Annotated in this window: 19 protein-coding genes; 1 reads left to right on the forward strand and 18 read right to left on the reverse strand. The window is 70.4% G+C overall.

Going from position 1 to position 17,237, the window contains the following annotated elements:
* Positions 1–11: 11 nt before the first annotated feature.
* Genes ASF45_RS20210 through ASF45_RS20260 form a run of 11 tightly spaced genes read right to left on the reverse strand, consistent with a single transcriptional unit; the run spans position 12 to position 10,105 of the window.
* The gene (locus tag ASF45_RS20210) at positions 12–770 is read right to left on the reverse strand and encodes an ABC transporter ATP-binding protein (protein ID WP_056666773.1); all 759 of its coding nucleotides are present in this window, start codon (positions 768–770) and stop codon (positions 12–14) included.
* Complete coding sequence (locus tag ASF45_RS20215; protein ID WP_056666776.1) at positions 767–1,516, reverse strand: ABC transporter ATP-binding protein; 750 nt, start codon at positions 1,514–1,516, stop codon at positions 767–769. Before ASF45_RS20215 ends, ASF45_RS20210 begins: the two co-directional genes overlap by 4 nt.
* Complete coding sequence (locus ASF45_RS20220) at positions 1,513–2,463, reverse strand: branched-chain amino acid ABC transporter permease (protein ID WP_056666779.1); 951 nt, start codon at positions 2,461–2,463, stop codon at positions 1,513–1,515. Before ASF45_RS20220 ends, ASF45_RS20215 begins: the two co-directional genes overlap by 4 nt.
* A complete protein-coding gene (locus ASF45_RS20225) occupies positions 2,460–3,320 on the reverse strand; it encodes a branched-chain amino acid ABC transporter permease (protein ID WP_056666782.1) in 861 nt (286 codons plus the stop codon). The genes ASF45_RS20220 and ASF45_RS20225 overlap by 4 nt, the downstream gene beginning before the upstream one ends.
* A gap of 9 nt (positions 3,321–3,329) precedes the next feature.
* Positions 3,330–4,157 (reverse strand): phytanoyl-CoA dioxygenase family protein, encoded by an 828-nt coding sequence (locus tag ASF45_RS20230; RefSeq protein WP_056666785.1) that lies wholly within the window; start codon positions 4,155–4,157, stop codon positions 3,330–3,332.
* A 10-nt stretch (positions 4,158–4,167) separates the two neighbouring features.
* Positions 4,168–5,358 (reverse strand): amino acid ABC transporter substrate-binding protein, encoded by a 1,191-nt coding sequence (locus ASF45_RS20235; protein ID WP_056666788.1) that lies wholly within the window; start codon positions 5,356–5,358, stop codon positions 4,168–4,170.
* A 59-nt stretch (positions 5,359–5,417) separates the two neighbouring features.
* The gene (locus tag ASF45_RS20240) at positions 5,418–6,476 is read right to left on the reverse strand and encodes an ABC transporter substrate-binding protein (protein WP_056666790.1); all 1,059 of its coding nucleotides are present in this window, start codon (positions 6,474–6,476) and stop codon (positions 5,418–5,420) included.
* A gap of 12 nt (positions 6,477–6,488) precedes the next feature.
* Positions 6,489–7,331, reverse strand: coding sequence for an ABC transporter permease (locus ASF45_RS20245; protein WP_056666795.1), 843 nt, complete (start codon positions 7,329–7,331; stop codon positions 6,489–6,491).
* The gene (locus ASF45_RS20250) at positions 7,331–8,149 is read right to left on the reverse strand and encodes an ABC transporter ATP-binding protein (protein ID WP_063887725.1); all 819 of its coding nucleotides are present in this window, start codon (positions 8,147–8,149) and stop codon (positions 7,331–7,333) included. Before ASF45_RS20250 ends, ASF45_RS20245 begins: the two co-directional genes overlap by 1 nt.
* 9 nt (positions 8,150–8,158) lie before the next feature.
* Positions 8,159–8,935: an ABC transporter permease gene (locus tag ASF45_RS20255; RefSeq protein WP_056666802.1), complete on the reverse strand. Its 777-nt coding sequence runs from the start codon at positions 8,933–8,935 to the stop codon at positions 8,159–8,161.
* A gap of 9 nt (positions 8,936–8,944) precedes the next feature.
* Entirely contained in the window at positions 8,945–10,105 is a 1,161-nt protein-coding gene (locus ASF45_RS20260) for an SRPBCC family protein (RefSeq protein WP_056666804.1), read from the reverse strand.
* Between the two features lie 233 nt (positions 10,106–10,338).
* Between ASF45_RS20260 and ASF45_RS20265 the strand changes: the two genes are divergently transcribed.
* Entirely contained in the window at positions 10,339–11,064 is a 726-nt protein-coding gene (locus tag ASF45_RS20265; protein ID WP_056666807.1) for a tRNA-uridine aminocarboxypropyltransferase, read from the forward strand.
* Here ASF45_RS20265 and ASF45_RS20270 read toward each other — a convergent pair.
* Genes ASF45_RS20270 through ASF45_RS20300 form a run of 7 tightly spaced genes read right to left on the reverse strand, consistent with a single transcriptional unit; the run spans position 11,053 to position 17,229 of the window.
* Complete coding sequence (locus ASF45_RS20270) at positions 11,053–11,823, reverse strand: hypothetical protein (protein WP_056666810.1); 771 nt, start codon at positions 11,821–11,823, stop codon at positions 11,053–11,055. The genes ASF45_RS20265 and ASF45_RS20270 overlap by 12 nt on opposite strands.
* A gap of 13 nt (positions 11,824–11,836) precedes the next feature.
* Positions 11,837–12,760: an SMP-30/gluconolactonase/LRE family protein gene (locus ASF45_RS20275; RefSeq protein ID WP_056666813.1), complete on the reverse strand. Its 924-nt coding sequence runs from the start codon at positions 12,758–12,760 to the stop codon at positions 11,837–11,839.
* Positions 12,760–13,635 carry an amidohydrolase gene (locus ASF45_RS20280; RefSeq protein WP_056666815.1) on the reverse strand — a complete coding sequence of 292 codons (876 nt, stop codon included), beginning with the start codon at positions 13,633–13,635 and terminating at the stop codon, positions 12,760–12,762. The genes ASF45_RS20275 and ASF45_RS20280 overlap by 1 nt, the downstream gene beginning before the upstream one ends.
* The gene (locus ASF45_RS20285; protein WP_056666817.1) at positions 13,631–14,590 is read right to left on the reverse strand and encodes a tripartite tricarboxylate transporter substrate binding protein; all 960 of its coding nucleotides are present in this window, start codon (positions 14,588–14,590) and stop codon (positions 13,631–13,633) included. Before ASF45_RS20285 ends, ASF45_RS20280 begins: the two co-directional genes overlap by 5 nt.
* Positions 14,591–14,633: 43 nt before the next feature.
* Positions 14,634–15,626, reverse strand: coding sequence for a tripartite tricarboxylate transporter substrate binding protein (locus ASF45_RS20290; protein ID WP_056666819.1), 993 nt, complete (start codon positions 15,624–15,626; stop codon positions 14,634–14,636).
* Positions 15,623–16,549, reverse strand: coding sequence for an NAD(P)-dependent oxidoreductase (locus ASF45_RS20295; protein ID WP_056666821.1), 927 nt, complete (start codon positions 16,547–16,549; stop codon positions 15,623–15,625). The genes ASF45_RS20290 and ASF45_RS20295 overlap by 4 nt, the downstream gene beginning before the upstream one ends.
* The gene (locus ASF45_RS20300) at positions 16,546–17,229 is read right to left on the reverse strand and encodes an RraA family protein (RefSeq protein WP_056666824.1); all 684 of its coding nucleotides are present in this window, start codon (positions 17,227–17,229) and stop codon (positions 16,546–16,548) included. The genes ASF45_RS20295 and ASF45_RS20300 overlap by 4 nt, the downstream gene beginning before the upstream one ends.
* Between the last annotated feature and the right edge of the window lie 8 nt (positions 17,230–17,237).

Here is a 17,237-nt window from a genome sequence, read left to right on the forward strand (position 1 = left end):
GTGCGCAGCATTCAAATGCCCATGTAGGCAGCGCGCACCCGCGTGTCGCCGGCCAGCACGCTGCTGGGGCCGGCGAACGCGACCCGGCCGGTCTCGATCACCACGCCGCGGTGCGCCAGTTCGAAGGCCGTCAGCACGTCCTGTTCGACCAGCAGGATGGTCAGCCCCGTGCGGTTGATCTCCAGCAGCGACTCCGACAGCTTCTCCACCGCGCGCGGCGCCAGGCCCAGCGAGAGCTCGTCGATCATCAGCAAGGTCGGCCGCGACATGAGCCCGCGCCCGATCGCGCACATCTGCTGCTCGCCGCCCGACAGCGTGGTCGCATCCTGCTGCTGGCGCTGGTGCAGGATGGGAAACAGCGCATAGACCCAGTCCAGGTCGCGCAGGATGTCGGCCCGCGCATCGCTACGCAGATGAGCACCGAGCAGCAGGTTGTCGCGCACCGACAGGCCGCGGAACAGGCGCCGGCCCTCCGGCACCTGCGCGATGCCCGCGCGCAGCACGGCCTCGGGCGAGGCGCCGGCCAGCTCGCGTCCCGCGAAATGCACGCTGCCGGCGCGCGCCTTCACGAGGCCCGACACCGTGCGCAGCAGCGTGGTCTTGCCCGCGCCGTTGGAGCCGACCACGCAGGCGATCTCGCCCGCCTTGACGGCCATGTCCACGCCCCACAGGACCTGCACGTCGCCGTAGCCGGCCTGCAGGCCGGTGATGCGCAGCAGGTCCGCCGGCTGCGGCGCAGGGCTGCTTGCGGATGCGCTGGCGTCGTTCATGCGGTCTGCATCCTTTCGGCGTACTTGGTTCCCAGGTAGGCCTCGATCACCCTGGCGTCCTGCGCCACGGCACGCGGCTCGCCACGTGCGATCAGCTCGCCGTGGTGCAGCACCAGCAGGTCGTCGCAAAGCGAGAACACCACCTTCATGAGGTGTTCGATCAGCAGCACGGTCACGCCGCGCGCCGCGATCGCCCGGACCAGCGCGATGGCATCGACGATCTCGGCGCTGTTCAGGCCCGCGTTGACCTCGTCCAGCAGCAGCAGGCGCGGCCGCATGGCCAGCGACTTGGCCAGCTCCAGCCGCTTGCGCGACGGCAGCGTCAGCGCCGCGGCAGGCCGGTCGGCCTGGGCCTGCAGGCCCACGAAGCGCAGGTGTTCGGCCGCCTGCTCGCGCGCCTCGCGCCGGTCGCGCGCACCGCCTGCGAACAGTGCACCTGCCGCCACGTTCTCCAGCACGCTCATCTGCGCGAACGGCTGCACGATCTGGAAGGTGCGCGACAGCCCGCGCCGTGCGGACTGGAACGGCCGCTGCCCGCTCACGTCGCGGCCTTCGAACTCCAGGCTGCCGGCGTCCGCCCGGTGCACGCCCGTGACGAGGTTGACCAGCGTGGTCTTGCCCGCGCCGTTCGGCCCGATCAGGCCGACGATGCGGCCGGGCGCCAGGTCGAAGCTGACCCCGTTGACGGCAGCCACCCCGCCGAAGCGCTTGGTCAGGCCCTGTACCCGCAGCAGCGGCGCGCTCATGCTGCGCCCCCCGGTCCGCCCTGTGGCGCGCGCGCCGGCCGGCGTTGCCGCAGGCGCCCGAGCAGCCCACCCGGCAGGAAGAACACCAGCAGGACCACCACGATGCCGAGCGCGGCCTGGTTGTAGTCCAGGAAGCGCGCCCAGACGACCTGCTCGATCACCACGAAGCTGGTCGCGCCGAGCACGGGCCCGAGCACCGTGCCCGGCCCGCCCAGCAGCACCATGACCGGCACCTTCAGCGTCGTCAGGATGTTGAACGCATCGGTCGGCGCGATGTAGGCGACCCAGGAGGCCGAGATCGCGCCCACGGTGCCGCAGAACAGCGCCGACAGCGCGAAGCCGGCCGTCTTGGTGCGCACCACGTCCACGCCCACCATGTCGGCCGCATCCTCGTTCTGCTGGATGCACTGCAGGCCGAAGCCCAGCCGGCCGCGGTCGACCAGCACCGTCATCGCGAAGGCCAGCACCATCACGGCCAGCATGGCGTACAGGAAGACCATCCCCGCGAAGGCCGGGCCGCCGGCCAGGATGGGCAGGTTCAGGCCCTCGCCGCCGCCGGTCAGGCCAGACCACGACGAGGCCACCAGCCGCAGCACCTCGACGATGGCGATCGAGCCGACCGCGAAGTAGTGCCCCTTCATGCGCAGCAGGCCGTAGCCCAGCAGCGCCGCGAACAGCCCGGTGACCAGCGTCGCCAGCACCCAGGCCAGCACCATGGGCACGCCGGCGTTCTGCAGCAGCGCGCCCGCGTAGGAGCCCAGGCCGACGAAGGCCGCCGTGGCGAACGAGGGGTAGCCGGCGTAGCCGCCGATGATGTTCCACGACAGTGCCAGCGCGCAGTACATGCAGACGAAGGTGGCCTGCTGCACCAGGTGGTTGTCACCGGCCAGCGGCAGGGTCGCCAGCACGGCCGCGAACAATGCGAACGGGACGATGCTGCGCTTCATTCGTAACCCCTGCGTCCCAGCAGGCCGGTGGGCCTGGTCATCAACAGGCCCAGCATCAGCAGGAAGCCGACCAGCACGGCGTTCTGCGGACCGAACCAATGGCCGGCGAACGATTCCACGAGCCCCAGCACCAGGCCGCCGACCAGCGCCCCGGGCACCGTGCCCAGCCCGCCGATCACGCAGACCACGAAGGCCTTGTCCAAGAGCAGGCCCGACAGGTTGGTGGTGACCGGGAACACCATGGCCATCAGCGCCCCGCAGGCGCCGGCCAGGCCCGCGCCGATGGCGAAGGTCATGGCGTAGACGCGGTGGATGCGGATGCCCATCAGCGCCGCGGCGTCGCGGTCCATGCGCACCGCGACGATGGCGCGGCCGGCGCGCGAGCTGCGCAGCACCAGGTACAGCAGCCCGGTCAGTGCCAGCGCCAGCGCAAAGGCGAGGATGCGGTCCCAGGCCACGACCACGTCGCCCAGGGCCAGCGTGCCCAGGTCGAGCGTGATGCGCCGCGGCGTGGCATCGAACAGCACATTCATCGCGTTGTACAGCACCAGGTCCAGGCCGAAGGTCACCGTCAGCGTGGTCAGCACCGGCCTGTGCACGAGGCGGTTGACCAGGCCGGCCTGCAGCACCCAGCCCAGCAGGAAGACCAGCGCGGAGACCGGCAGCAGCGCCACCAGCGGGTGCACCTGCCAGTGCAGCCAGGCGAAGTAGGTCAGATAGCCGCCCAGGATGATCATGGAGCCGTGCAGCATGTTGATCACGTTCAGCACACCCCACACCAGCGAGAAGCCCACCGCCAGGCAGGCGTAGAGCGCACCCAGGGTCAGTCCGTTCGCGAGCACCTGCAGGTAGACCATGGGCCGGGCCTATTCGACCGGATCCAGGTCGGCCGCCTGCTTGACCTCGCCGTCCTTGTAGGCGCCCCAGGACGCCTGCAGCTGGCGCATGGCCACCGGATCCAGGTCGAAGCGCGGCAGGTCGTCCGGCTGCCAGTGGCCGAAGCGGTCGGTGCCGCGCACCAGCGTCGCGCGGCCCTGGCCGCTGACCGAGCGCACCTCGGCGGGAATGAAGAAGAACGCGAAGCCGATGCGCCGGTCCGCCGCGCGGTTGGGCAGCGAGCTGTGCGCCATCTGCTCGTGGTGCAGCGAGAACTCGCCGGCCGCCAGCGGCATCTCCACGGCCGCGGCCTCGTCGATGCCCTGCAGCGCCTGGCCCTTGGCCAGCATGTTGTCCTGTGCGAAGGTCTCCACGTGCTGCAGCGCCGGGCCACGGTGCGTGCCAGGCGCCACGCGCAGGCAGCCGTGCATCGCCGACGCCTCGGACAGCGCGACCCAGGCCGTCACCTCGCGGTGCGGCGTGAGGCCGAAGTAGGCCGAATCCTGGTGCCAGGACACATAGCGCGCGTCGCGCCCGTCCTTGGCGAAGATGGACGCGCCGAACAGCAGGATGTCCGGGCCGATCAGGTCCTCCACCGCATCGAGGATGCGCGGGTTGGTGGCGATCTCCATGAGCCACGGGAACGCCAGGTGGCCCTTGATCTTCAGCGTGCGGTTGGCGTCGTGGCCGACGCTGCGCTCGTAGGCCTCGATGCGCTCGCGGTAGGTGGCGGCCTGCGCCGCGTCGAAGGCGCGCAGGGGGAACAGGTAGCCCTGCTCGTCGAACTGGCGCTTTTGCGCCTCGGTCAGCAGCTTCATCGCATGCTCCTCACCTGGCCACGGCCAGCAGGTCGGCCTGGCGCATCTCGGCCGGGAACAACACCACCGGCTTGCCGCCCTGGATCTGGATGATGGGCAGCTTGCGGTTCTCGTTCATGCCGTCGGCGCGGAACTTGATCGGCCCGTAGAAGGTGGCGATGTCCGTCGCCGCGATGGCCTGGCGCAAGGCGTCGGGCGCCAGGCTGCCGGCCCGCTCGATCGCCTTCTGGATCACGACCAGCGCGGCCGCAGACGATGCGTGCACATAGTCCGGGTCCTGGCCGGTCTTCTTGCGCACGGCATCGGCGAAGGCCTGGGTGCTGCCGAACACGTCGTCGGACTGGTAGGTCTGCGACGGGTGCCACCAGGTGGCCGAGGTCACGTTCTCGGCCAGCGGGCCCAGGCTGTCGACGAACTCCTTGTAGGCCGGGCCGGTGATCATGGTGACCATGGGCGCCGTCATGCGCAGGTCGGCCATCTGCTTGCGCACCAGCACCAGGTCTTTGGTGTAGCCGGTCACGAAGATCCAGTCCGGCGCCGTGGTCTTGAGCTGCGTCAGCGTGGCGGCATGGTCCAGCGTGCCCACCGGATAGGTCTCGTTGTAGACCAGCTCCAGCCCGGCCTTCTTCGCCTGCTCGGCCATGGTGGTGGCCATCACCTTGGGAAACACGTCGGCGCGGCCCAGCACGGCGACCTTCTTCACGCCGGGCTGCTTCTCCCTGGCCATGGCGATCATGGCGTCGATCAGGCCCACCGAGGGCGCCAGCGTGCCGAACAGGTTCTTGTAGCCCTGGTTGTGGACCGGCTCGGCCGATGCCACGGCCACGATGGGGATGCCGTAGCGCTCGGCCACGCCCGCGACCACCTTGGCATGGCCGGATCCGAACGGCGCCGTCATGACCTGCACCTTGTCGACGTTGATCAGGCGCTCGGCGAGCTGCTGCGCGCGCTTCTCGTCGGTCTGGTAGTCGTAGGTGACCAGCTCGACCTTGCGCTTGTGCCCGCCCACCACGATGCCGCCGGCGGCATTGATGCGCTCCAGCCAGAGCGCGTAGCCGGCTTGCTGCTTCTTGCCTTCATCGGCCAGCGCGCCGGACAGCGCCAGCGGCGCGCCGATCTTGATGGTCTCCTGGGCCTGCGCGCCCCAGGCGAGCAAGGCGCCCGCCAGGGCCAGGCCCTTGAACCAGGATGTCGTGGACATGGTGCTTCCTTCTCCAATCGCTGCGGTGGATGCCGGCGCGCCGCGCCGGCGACGGTGGATCACGGGTAGTTCTTCGCCTGCGCCTCGATCGCGCTGCGGTCGAACCTGTTGATCTCGGCGATGAACCGGTCGGTGTAGGCCTGGCGCGGGTTGTAGCTGGCCGGCAGGTTGGCGCCGGCCTCGCGCGCCAGCTTGGCGATGGTGTCCCACTGCTCGGGCCGCGCGGCGCCGTACTGCATGCCCGGCGCCAGCTTGTAGCTGTCGAAGCGCGAGACGAAGACGGTCTTGGCGTCCTTCATGGCGGCGGCCGGATCGGCGTTCTGCGGCCTGGTCTGCGGGTAGACGTCCCAGTGGATCCTGATCGCGCCCTCGGGGTTGGCCAGGCCGAAGTGCACGGCCTTGGCGATGCCGCGGCCCACCGCGACCACCACCTCGGGGTGCTTTTCCAGCATCTCGGTGCGCGTGACGATCACGTTGCCGACCAGGTCGTCGTAGAAGCCGGGCTTGAACTCGGTGAACTGCGCGCCGCGGTTCTCCAGGCTGGCCACGGCCGTGTCCCAGGCCGCCCAGGCCACGATGTCGCCGCGCTGCATGGCCAGCGCCGGCGGCGCACCGGTGCCGGTGGCGATGACCTTCACATCCTTGTCGAAGGCCAGGCCCGCCTCGCGGAACACACCGCCGAAGTAGGCGCTGCTGAGCTCCAGCACCGGCATGCCGATGGTCTTGCCCTTGAGGTCCTTGACGCTCTTGATGGCCGAATCCCTGGGCACGACGAGCTTGGAGATCGGCGCGCGCGCATGCACGTAGAAGGCCTGCACCGGCATGCCCTGGGCCTGGGCCTGCATCAGCGCCTCGGCCGTCACGGTGATGAAGTCCATCTTGCCCGAGGCCACCATCTGCAGGCCGGCCACGGCGCCGGCGGCGCCGAACACATCGACCTCCACGTTGTCGGCCGCCCAGTAGCCCATCTTTTTGGGAATGGAGGAATGCCCGGCATGGCCCGTGGAGATGTCCACCGTGGTGGGGCCGAAACTGGTCTTGTAGGGGCCGGCGGCGAAGGCCGCTCCCGCGGCGAACAGCGCGCAGACAGCCAGCGCAAGGCGATGACGGGGCAGCATGGGCAAACTCCTTCAGGAACGGGATGTGGGAGAAGCGGAAGATGCAGGCATCCAGGACAGCAGCCGGCGCCGCAGCAGCGCGACCGCGCCATGCAGCGCCATGCCGATGGCACCCAGGACGATGAGCACGCCGTAGACCTTGGGCACTTCCATCTGCGAGTTGGACAGCACCATCTGGTAGCCCAGGCCGGCCGTGGCGCCGACGAACTCGCCGACGATGGCGCCGGTCAGCGCGAACACGATGGCCACATCGGCCCCGGCCATGATGAAGGGCGCCGCCGAGGGCAACTGCACCAGGCGGAACACCTGCCAGCGGCTGGCCGACAGCGCGCGCATCACATCGATGCGGCCCGTGTCGCAGCTCTTCAGACCCACGATCACGTTGACCACGATGGGGAAGAAGGCGATCAGCGCCGCCACTGCCACCTTGGACGACAGGCCGAAGCCGAACCAGGCCACGAACAGCGGCGCCAGCGCGATCTTGGGCAGGGTCTGGATGGCGACCAGGTAGCCGTAGACCGTGCGTTCGACAAGCCGGCTCTGCGCGATCAGCCCGCCCACCGCGATGCCGGCCGCCAGCGCGATGGCAAAGCCCGTGAGCGTGGCGCCCAGCGTGACCTGCGCGTTGGTCCACAGCGAGCCGTCGCGCGCCATGGCGGCGATGGCCGCGAACACCTGGCTGGGCGGCGGCAGGAGGTAGGCACCGATGCCCAGCAGCGCCACGCCCCACTCCCAGGCCGCGAACAGCAGCACGATGGCCGCGGCCGGCAGCGCGAGGTCGCCCGCGCGCGCCAGCCAGGCGGCCGCACGGCGCGGCCGCGCGCCGGCGGGAATGTCCATTCCGAGCGCGGCCATCACGCCGCCTTGCGCAGTGGCAGCGCGGCGTGGTTGGCCGCTTCCGAGCGGTCAAGCATCTGGCGCAATTCGCCCACGTGGGCGCCGAACGCGGCATCGGCCATGACCGACAGGGGCCGCTCGTCGCCCAGCGCGATGCCGACCTCACCCACGATGCGGCCGGGACGCGGCGACATCACGAACACGCGGCTGCTCAGGTACACGGCCTCGGGGATGGAATGCGTGATGAGGAAGATGGTCTTCTTCGATTGCTTCCAGATCCGGCGCAGCTCGAAGTTCATGTTGTCGCGCGTGATCGCATCGAGCGCGCCGAAGGGCTCGTCCATGAGCAGGATCTCCGGATCGTGCAGCAGCGCGCGCGCGATCGACACACGCTGGCGCATGCCGCCCGACAGTTCGTGCGGCAGCTTGCGTTCGAAGCCGCGCAGGCCGACCAGATCGAGCAGTTCGCGCGCCCGCGTGCGGCTCTTGCCCATGTCCAGGTGCAGCACCTGGGCCGGCAGCAGCACGTTGTCCAGGATGTTGCGCCAGGGCAGCAGGTTGGCGTCCTGGAAGGCCACGCCCACGCTGCGGCTGGGCCCCTGGAGCGCCTGGCCCCGGATTTCGGCCCGGCCCTGGTACTGGCCGGCCAGGCCGGCCAGGATGCGCAGCAAGGTGGTCTTGCCGCAGCCGGACGGCCCCACCACGCTGATGAATTCGCCGGCGGCGATCTGCATGGAGATGTCGGCCAGCGCGGTGACCTGCTCCGCGGCCACGCTGCGGTAGACCTTGGTCAGCCGCTCGACCGCGATCATGGGAACGGAATGCGGGGTGCTCATGTGCGGCCCTCAGGTGGATGGAAGGTTCTCGGCGGGCGCCCAGGCGAGCAGCCGGCGCTGCGCGAAGCGCACCGCGCTGTACAGCACGAAGCCGAGCAGGCCCAGCATCAGCAGGATGGAGAAGATCTGCGCAGTGTCGAGCTCGTTGTTGGCCAGCAGGATCAACGTGCCCAGTCCCTCCTTGGCGCCCAGGAACTCGCCTGTCACGGCGCCCAGCACGACGAAGGAGGCGGCCACGTTGATGCCCGCGAACACGAAGGGCAGCGCATTGGGCAGCTTCACCCAGCGGAAGGTCTGCCAGCGGCCCGCGCCCAGTGCGCGCATGACATCGACCTTGCCCGCGTCGCAGCTCTTCAGCCCCGCGATGGTGTTGATCAGGATCGGGAAGAAGCCCAGCAGCCCGGCCAGCACGATCTTGGAGTTGATGCCGTAGCCCAGCCAGATGATGACCAGCGGCGCCAGCGCCACCTTGGGCATGGCCTGCAGCGCCACCAGCAGCGGGTACAGCGCCTTTTCGAGCCAGCGGACCTCGGCGATCAGCGCGCCCAGCACCACGCCAGCGGCCAGCGCGAGCACGAAGCCGCCCAGCGCTTCCGTGGCCGTCAGCAGCGCATGCTGCAGGTACACGCCGTTGGACAGGCCCGTCCACAGCGAGCGCGCCACGGCCGTGGGCGGCGGCAGCACGAAGGCCGAGATGCCGAAGGCGCGCACGCTGCCCTCCCAGAGCAGCAGCAGGACCACGGCGCCCGCTGGAGGCAGCCAGGTCTCGATGGGGGGCCCTCGCATGGCCGGGCCTCAGGCGCCGAGGACCTGGTCGACGATCCAGCGGTCGTAGTCGTGCACCAGCCGGTCGGGCTCGGTGAAGCAGCCGCGCCGGTTGACCAGCGAGCGCAGGCCGCGTTGCTGCCATTGCGCGGCTTCGCGGTCTTCCGCGCGCACGGTGTTCGAAGTCTCGGCGTATTTGGCGATGATCTTGTCGAAATCGTCGATCTGCGTGCTGGCCCTGGGGACCATCATCGAGCTGACCAGCAGCGTCTCGGTCGGACTGATCGGGTGCACCTCGTGCACCGACATGCTGTCGATGGCATAGCCCATCAGAGCGTTCGCGTGCACCACCGGGAAGAAGGTGCCCAGCCGCATCTCCGGCGGCAAGTCGATCTCGGGCAGCTTGCGCTCGCCTTCGGGCACGCCGCGCGTGCCGTCGAAGTAGGTGTAGTGCATGAGGTAGTTGCCCTTGAATACCGCCGGGTCGTGGAAATCGCGTTTGGAGACCTTCTTCTTCGCGATCGAGGTCTGGTGCACGAAGGGCACGTGCAGGCCGTCGCTGAAGTTCTCGCTGAACAGCTTCCAGTTGGCGTTGACGGTCAGCTCGGTGCGGTTCACGCAGACCATCTCGTCGGCCTTCCACGGCCGGGTGCGCTCGGGCAGGTCGCCCAGGTGCTCGGCCAGGCTGCAGCTGGCCGGGTCCAGGTTGATCCACATGAGCCCGTCGAACAGCTCGAGCTTGACCTGGCGCAGGCCATGCTCGGCCTTCTTGAAACACGCGCTTTCGTCCACGAGCGGCGTGGCGAACAGCTGGCCCTTCAGGTCGAACGCCCAGGCGTGGTAAGGGCACTTCATGAACTTGCACTGGCCCGCGCCCGTCATCACTTCGGCACCGCGGTGCGCGCAGGAGTTGACGAAGGCGCGCACCTGCATGTCATCGCCGCGCACCACGATCAGCGGCACGCCGATGAAGTCGAACGTGTAATAGCTGCCCGCGTCCGGCACCTTGCTGTGGTGGCCGATGCAGTTCCAGTGGCGGAAGAAGATGCGGTCGCGCTCGGCCTCGAAGAAGCGCTGCGAGGTGTAGGTCCAGGGCGGCATGGTCTCGGCCTGGTCCCAGGGCCGGCGCACGCTGTCGAAGTGGGCGGGGTCGAGCACGTTCTCGGGCTCTCGGACGGACACGGAAAGCATGTGGATCCTCTCGTGGTCTGTTCGGTGCACGCCACCGCCCTCGCCCGCCCCGGCTGCACCAGATCGATGCTGCCGGAGCTGCCACGGCTCATGTGGTATGCCACCTGTTTGCCAAAACTGCACCTGGACCGTGAATCTGCCGCGTCCAAAGAGTGCGGTACACCACATATCGCAACATGTGTGCCAGCGCATGACGGCCATCAAGCGGCTGCGCGCGGCGCGACAATCGCTGCATGTCCCATGCCGTTTCCCAGCTCCGCGCGGCGCGGCTCGCGCGCGCCATCCGGCCGTTCCAGGCCCGCGGCGGCTCCAGACAGCCCCGCTGCGCGGGCTGCCGCCTACTGACCAGCCATTGCCTGTGCGCGCTGCGCCCGACGGCCCCTTCCGAGGTCGGCGTCTGCCTGCTGATGGCCGACACCGAGGCGCTCAAGCCCAGCAACACCGGCTGGCTGATCGCCGACCTGGTCGTCGACACCTTCGCCTTCGGCTGGGCGCGCACCAGCGTGGAACCCGGCCTGCTGGCGCTGCTGGCCGACCCGCAATGGCAGCCCTTCGTCGTGTTTCCGGGCGAGTACACGGCGCCCGAGCGGGTGGTGACGGCCGTGGCACCCGTGCCGGGCCGCCGGCCGCTGTTCATCCTGCTGGACGGCACCTGGTCGGAGGCGCGCAAGATGTTCGGCAAAAGCCCTTATCTGGCCCACCTGCCCGTGCTGAGCCTGCAGCCCGACCGCGCTTCCGCGTACAAGCTGCGCCGCTCGCGCCGCAACGACCACTTCTGCACCAGCGAGGTGGCTGCCATGTGCCTGGCGCTGGCCGGCGAGGAGCACGCCGCCCAGGCGCTGGACGCCTGGCTCGACGTGTTCAGCTACCACTACCTGCAGGCCAAGAACCAGCAGAAGATCGACTGGGACAGCCCGGCGCACCAGCGCCTGCGGGCGCTGGAGCCCTCAACCGTGTGAATGCAGCAACACCTTGGCGGCCTCGATGCGCAGGGCCATGGGCGCGCCCTCGTCGTCCATGACGCGGCGCAGGAAACGGACGGCATCGGCTGCCGCGCCGGCGCCGGAGCCGGCCGCGGACTGAGCCGGGCGGTCCGGCCCGGCGGGAGCCACCGGCTGCCCGGGCTGGGTCGCCTGTTCCGGCGCACCGGGCGGGGCCCACGTGCCCAGCGTGTCCATGGCAGCGTCGAACGCGGATCGTTTCACCACGGCAATGCTGCGCAACAGGCCGGCCTGGCCCTCCTGGTTGGGCGGGATGTCCAGCCAGGGCGTGTCGCCGAACACCGGCGCGAGGTCCGGCGCGACGAAGGCAGACCAGTTGCCGCTGCCGGCCTGCTCGGCCGGCACCAGGGCCGCGTGTTCCAGCGCAGGCGTGGGCAGCAGGCGCAGGCGCCGGGCGTCGACATCGGGCAGGAAGCGGCGCCGCAGACCGTCCAGGAAGGCATGGCCCTGCGCTGCGTCCACCGGGTCGGCCAGCGCGAACCACAGCTGCATGGCGTCATCGCCCGACACGGCGATGGCCGGCGCCGGCAGTTCCAGCTCGGCCTGCACGCCCCGCCAGACCTGGGCCAGCACCTCCCAGTCAGGCGCCCGCCGCAGTTCCATGACCAGGGCGCGCACCGTGCCGTCCGGGCCCACCAGGCCGTCCGGTGGGGTCGTGGGTTCGGTCTCCAGGCGGGGCAGGTACAGGCGTTGGAGTTCGGTGGCGAGCGTGTTCATGGCGGTCCGGAGCTTACGCGCTCCGGCCCGGTGCCAGCGGCAATCCCGGGATCTCCATGTTGGCGCGCAACACCCGGCCGTGCGTGGAGTCGGTCACGTACAGGGTGCGCCGGTCCGGCCCGCCGAAGGCCAGGTTGGTGGTGGAGCTGCCGGCCACCCCGCGCAGCACCTCGACCGGCTCGGCCCGGCCGTTCAGCACCCAGACATGGCCCAGGCCCGGGTTGGCCACCAGCACCCTGCCCTGCGCGTCCACCGCCAGGCCGTCCGGCCCGCTGGGGCCGTAGGAGGTGAAGAACTGGCTGACCTTGGCCACGCTGCCGTCCGGCAGCAGCGGCACGCGCCAGACGCAGTTGCCGCGCGTGACGGCCAGGTACAGCAGCTTGCCGTCGGGCGACAGCGCCACGCCGTTGGGGCTGGGCACATTGGCCAGCAGCAGGTCGAGCTGGCCGTCGGGCCGCATCCGGTAGAGCCTGCCGGTCGGGTCGTGCAGGCCGGTCTGGCCCTGGTCCGTGAAGTACAGGTTGCCGGCCGCGTCGAACACCAGGTCGTTGACGCCCTTGAAGCGCTCGGAGTTGCGGCGCTGCAGGTGCGGCGTGACCTCGCCCGTCGCCACGTCCACCCGCATCAGGCCGTTCTTGTAGTCGGTGACGAGCAGCGTGCGCGCATCCAGGAACTTGAGGCCGTTGGGCTCGCCGTCGTACGCGGCCACCAGCGACCACTGGCCGGCCGTGTCGATGCGGAACACGCGGCCCCAGGGGATGTCGCTCACATACAGGTTGCCGGCACCGTCGAACACCGGGCCTTCGAGGAAGGAGTCGGTGATGGTGCCGCCGCGGTTGGCGTCGGCCCAGTCGCTGCGCTCGGCGCGGCGGAACGCGGCGGGCATGGTGGTGAAGACATCCAGGTCGCGGACCTGGGGTGCTTGCAGCAGGAACATCAGGAATCTCCAGGAAAACCGTAGAGCCGGGCGGGGTTGGCGACAAGGATGCCATCCGCCACGGCATCGGAGCCGCACCAGGCGCGCAGCACGTCCAGCAGGCCGGCGTCGTTGACGCTGCCGCTGGGCTCGGTGGTGTGCGGCCAGTCGCTGCCCCAAAGCATGCGCTCGGGCGCGGCCCGCACGAAGGCCTGGCCCAGCGTGAGGGTGTCGCCGTAGTCCGGCGCGCCGGTGCGCGACGCCATGTAGACGCCCGAGAGCTTGAGCCAGGTGTTGCCCGCGTCCAGCAGCCGGCGCAGCACGCCGAAGGCGGGGCTGGCCTGGCCCTGGGCGGCGTCGATGCGGCCCAGGTGGTCGATGGCCAGCGGCACGGGCAGGCGCGCCAGCAGCGCCTGCATCTCGACGATCTGTGCGGGCCAGGCCAGCAGCTGGATGTGCCAGCCCAGGCGCGCGGCCTTGTGCGCCAGCTGCTCCAGCATGTTCGGCGTGGTGGCGCCCCAGGACTGCGGCGAGACGAAGTTCAGGCGCAGGCCGCAGACGCCGCCGGCGGCCAGGCGGTCGAGTTCGGCGTCGCCAACGTCGGCGCCGACCACGGCCACGCCCCGTGCGGCAGGCCCCAGCTGCGCCAGCGCATCCAGCGTGCAGGCGTTGTCGGTGCCGTAGGTGGACGGCGTGACCACCACACACCGCGCAGTGCCCAGGCGCTGCTGCAGCAGCCGGTAGGCCGCCACCTCGGCCCGCGGCGGCGTGCGCTGCCAGTGCGGCGACGCCGCGAAGCGCGGGTCGAAGATGTGCATGTGGCTGTCGCAGGCGCCAGCCGGCACGGCGCGGGCTGGCCGGTTGCGACCGGCCGAGTGCGGAACCACCGGATCAATCCAGCTTGATGCCGCCCTTGTGCACCACCTCGGCCCACTTGGCGTCTTCCTTCTTGAGGAAGGCGCCGAACTCGGCCGGCGTGGAGCCCACGGGCTGCGTGCCCATGTCGACGAAGCGCTGCTTGACCTCGGCCTCGGCCATGACCTCGACGAGCGCCTTGTGCAGCGCGTCGACCGTGGCGGCCGGCACGCCCGCGGGCAGCAGCAGGCCGTGCCATTCGTAGGCCTCGTAGCCGGGCAGCACGGTCTCGGCCACGGTGGGCACGCCCGGCAGGCGCTTGCTGCGTTCGGGCGAGGACACCGCGAGCGCGCGCAGCTTGCCGGATTCGACCAGCGGCGAGGCCGCGGCGACGGTGGCGAACATGAAGTCCACCTGGCCGCCCGTCACGTCGACGATGGCCGGGCCGCCGCTCTTGTAGCCCACGTGCACCATGTCCAGGCCGAGCTTCTGGCGCAGCAGCTCGGAGGCCAGGCGCTGCACCGTGCCGCTGCCGCCCGAGGCGTAGTTGAGCTTGCCGGGCTGGGCCTTGGCACGCGCGACGAGGTCCCGGACGTCCTTGATCGGCGAATCGCCCTTGACGATCAGCACGTTGGGCGCCAGCGCCACCAGCGCCAGCGGCTGCAGCGCATCGGCCGCATACGGCATCTTGGGAAACAGGTGCGGGTTGATCGAATACGGCGTCGCGTCGTACAGCAGCGTGGTGCCGTCGGGTTTGGCCTTGGCGACGTAGCTCTCGCCGATGGTGCCGCTGGCGCCGGCGCGGTTGTCCACGATCACGCTGGTGCCGAGCTTGGTTCCGAGGCGCTGGGCCAGCACGCGGGCCAGCGCGTCGGCCGCGCCGCCGGGTGCGTAGGGCACGACGATGGTGACGGTCTTGTCGGCGAACTGGGCGTGGGCGGCCACGCTGGCGACGATGGCGCAGGCGGCGACGAGGCCTTGGACGAATTTCTTCATGGGGAGTCTCCTGAGGATTCGATGGTGTTGGGGCCGCGGACGTTCACTCGGCCTTGAGGTCGAGGTCGCGGGCCAGCTGGGTGTTGTCCCGCACTTCGCGCTGCAGTTGCGCGGTGAACGGCGCGCCGCAGCTGCCCTGGGCCTCCATGCCGAGGCCGCGCAGCTTGTCCACCGTGGCCGGGGCGCGCACGAACTCCTGCGCCACGCGCTCCAGCGTCGCCAGCACCGCAGGCGGCGTGCCGGCCGGGGCCAGCAGGCCATACCAGGCGTCGGCGCTGTAGCCCTTGACGCCGGCTTCCTCGAAGGTCGGCACATTCGGCAGCAGCGGCGAGCGCTGCGGCGCAGCCACGGCCAGCGCCGTGAGCTTGCCCGACTGCAGCTGCGGCAGCACCGAGCCCAGCGTGGCGAACGAGCTGTCGACCTGACCCCCCATCAGGTCGGTCACCGCCTGCGCCGCACCCTTGTACGGGATGTGGTTCATGCGCGTGCCCGTGAGCTGCGTGAAGTGCGCGCTCGCGAAATGGCCCGAGCTGCCGCTGCCCGGCGTGGCGTAGGTGCGCTTGCCCGGTTCGGCCTTCACCTGCTGGAGGAAGGCGGCCAGCGTCTTGACCGGCATGGCCGGGCCAACCGCCAGCACCGTGGGGCTCAGCGCCAGCGTGCAAACCGGCGCGAAGGACTTCAGCACGTCGAACTTCACGCGGCTGCTGTACAGCGCCGGGATCATGGTGTGGTTGGTCGCGCCCAGCAGCAGCGTGTAGCCGTCGGCCGGTGCGCTGGCCACGGCCTCGGCTGCCAGGATGGTGTTGGCACCGGGCTTGTTGTCGACGATGACGGGCTGGCCGAGCTGGCGCCCCGCGTGGTCGGCGAATGCGCGCGCCACCACGTCGGTCGGGCCGCCGGCCGAGAAGCCGACGACGATGCGCACGGGCTTGGCCGGCCAGGCCGCGGGCGCGGACTGGGCCGATGCCGTGGCGGCGATGGCCAGCAAGGCAGCGCCTGCGACCAGGCGCGCCGCGGTGTGGGCGTTCGGCGTCATGCGGCCTCCGGTTGTCGGGCCAGCACGGCCAGCAGGTTCTGCGCGGCGGCCACACCCATGTTGACGTAGGCGTCGCTGGTCACGCCGCCGATGTGCGGGCTCAGGAGGACGTTCTTCTCGCCCTGGAACGGGTGGCCGGCGACCATGGGTTCGACGGCGAAGCTGTCCAGCCCCGCGCTGGCCACCTGGCCCGAGCGCACAGCCGCCAGCAGCGCGGCTTCGTCGACCAGGCCGCCGCGCGCGGTGTTGACCACGATCACGCCGCGCTTGCACTGGGCCAGCGTGTCGGCGTTGAGCAGGTTGCGGTTCTCTTGCGTCAGCGGGCAGTGCAGCGAGACGGCATCGGACTCGCGCCAGATCGTCGCCAGGTCCACGCTCTGCACGTAGGCCGGCAGGTTCCTGGCGAACGGGTCGAAGCCGATCACGCGCATGCCCAGCGCGTCGGCCATGCGGGCAAAGCGCAGGCCGATGGCACCCAGGCCCACGAGGCCGACCGTGCGGCCGCCGAGTTCCAGGCTCTTGTGGGTTGCCTTGTCCCAGTGGCCGGCGTGCATGCGGGCATCGAGCGGCACGATGGACTTGGCGCAGGCCAGCAGCAGCGCCAGCGCCTGCTCGGCCACCGCCGCCGCGTTGGCACCCACAGCAGCCACCACTTCGATGCCGCGCGCCTTGGCCGCCACCTTGTCGATGGTGTCGGTCCCGCTGCCGTGCTTGGAGATGACCTTCAGCGAAGGCGCCGCGTCCATGACGGCCGCGCCGACCTTGCCGTAGCGCACGATGATGGCCACGGGATCGTGGGCACGGCACAGCGCGATCAGGTCCTCCTCGGTCGGCGTCTTGCCGGCGTAGACCACGTCATGTCCGGCGAGCAGGGCTAGCGCCTGAGGCGCCAGGTCGGCGCCGGTCACCAGAACCGCGCTCACAGCGTCTCCCCTTCCTTCAGCACGCCGGCCGTGCGCAGCGCGGCGGTGAGCCACTTGGCAGCGGTGTCGCCGCCCTGGATCGCCGCGATGCGCGCAGCCTCGTCCTTGACCTTCTTGGCCGCCAGCGGCAGCAGGCCGGCGAGCTTCTCGCGTTCGACCACGACCACGCCGTCGGCATCGCCGATCACGAAGTCACCGGGGTAGACGGTGACGCCACCGACCGACACCGGGTGGCCGATGCGCCCACCCACGTTCTTGGTCGGGCCGTTGGGGTTGGTGCCGACGCTGAACACCGGGTAGTCCATCTCGTCGATCTCCAGGCTGTCGCGTGCGGCGCCGTCCAGCACCACGCCGGCGATGCCCAGCTTGCGGCAGGCGTTCATCATGATGGTGCCCATCAGTGCCGAGGTCTGGTCGCCCTTGCCGTCCACGACCAGCACGTCGCCGGGTTGCGCCAGCGCGATGGCGGCGTGGATCATGAGGTTGTCGCCGGGGCGCACTTCCACGGTCAGCGCCGTGCCGGCCAGCTTCATGCGGGGGTGCAGCGGCTTGATGCGGCCATGCAGGGCGCCGCGGCGGCCGGCCACGTCGGCAAAGATGGCGGGCTGGTACTGGGCGGCCTCGCGCACGAGGTCGGCGGGAACGCGTTCGAAGCTGCGGACGATATCGGGAGTGGACATGGTGGTCT

Source organism: Pseudorhodoferax sp. Leaf265 (assembly GCF_001422365.1).
GTDB lineage: Bacteria > Pseudomonadota > Gammaproteobacteria > Burkholderiales > Burkholderiaceae_C > Pseudorhodoferax.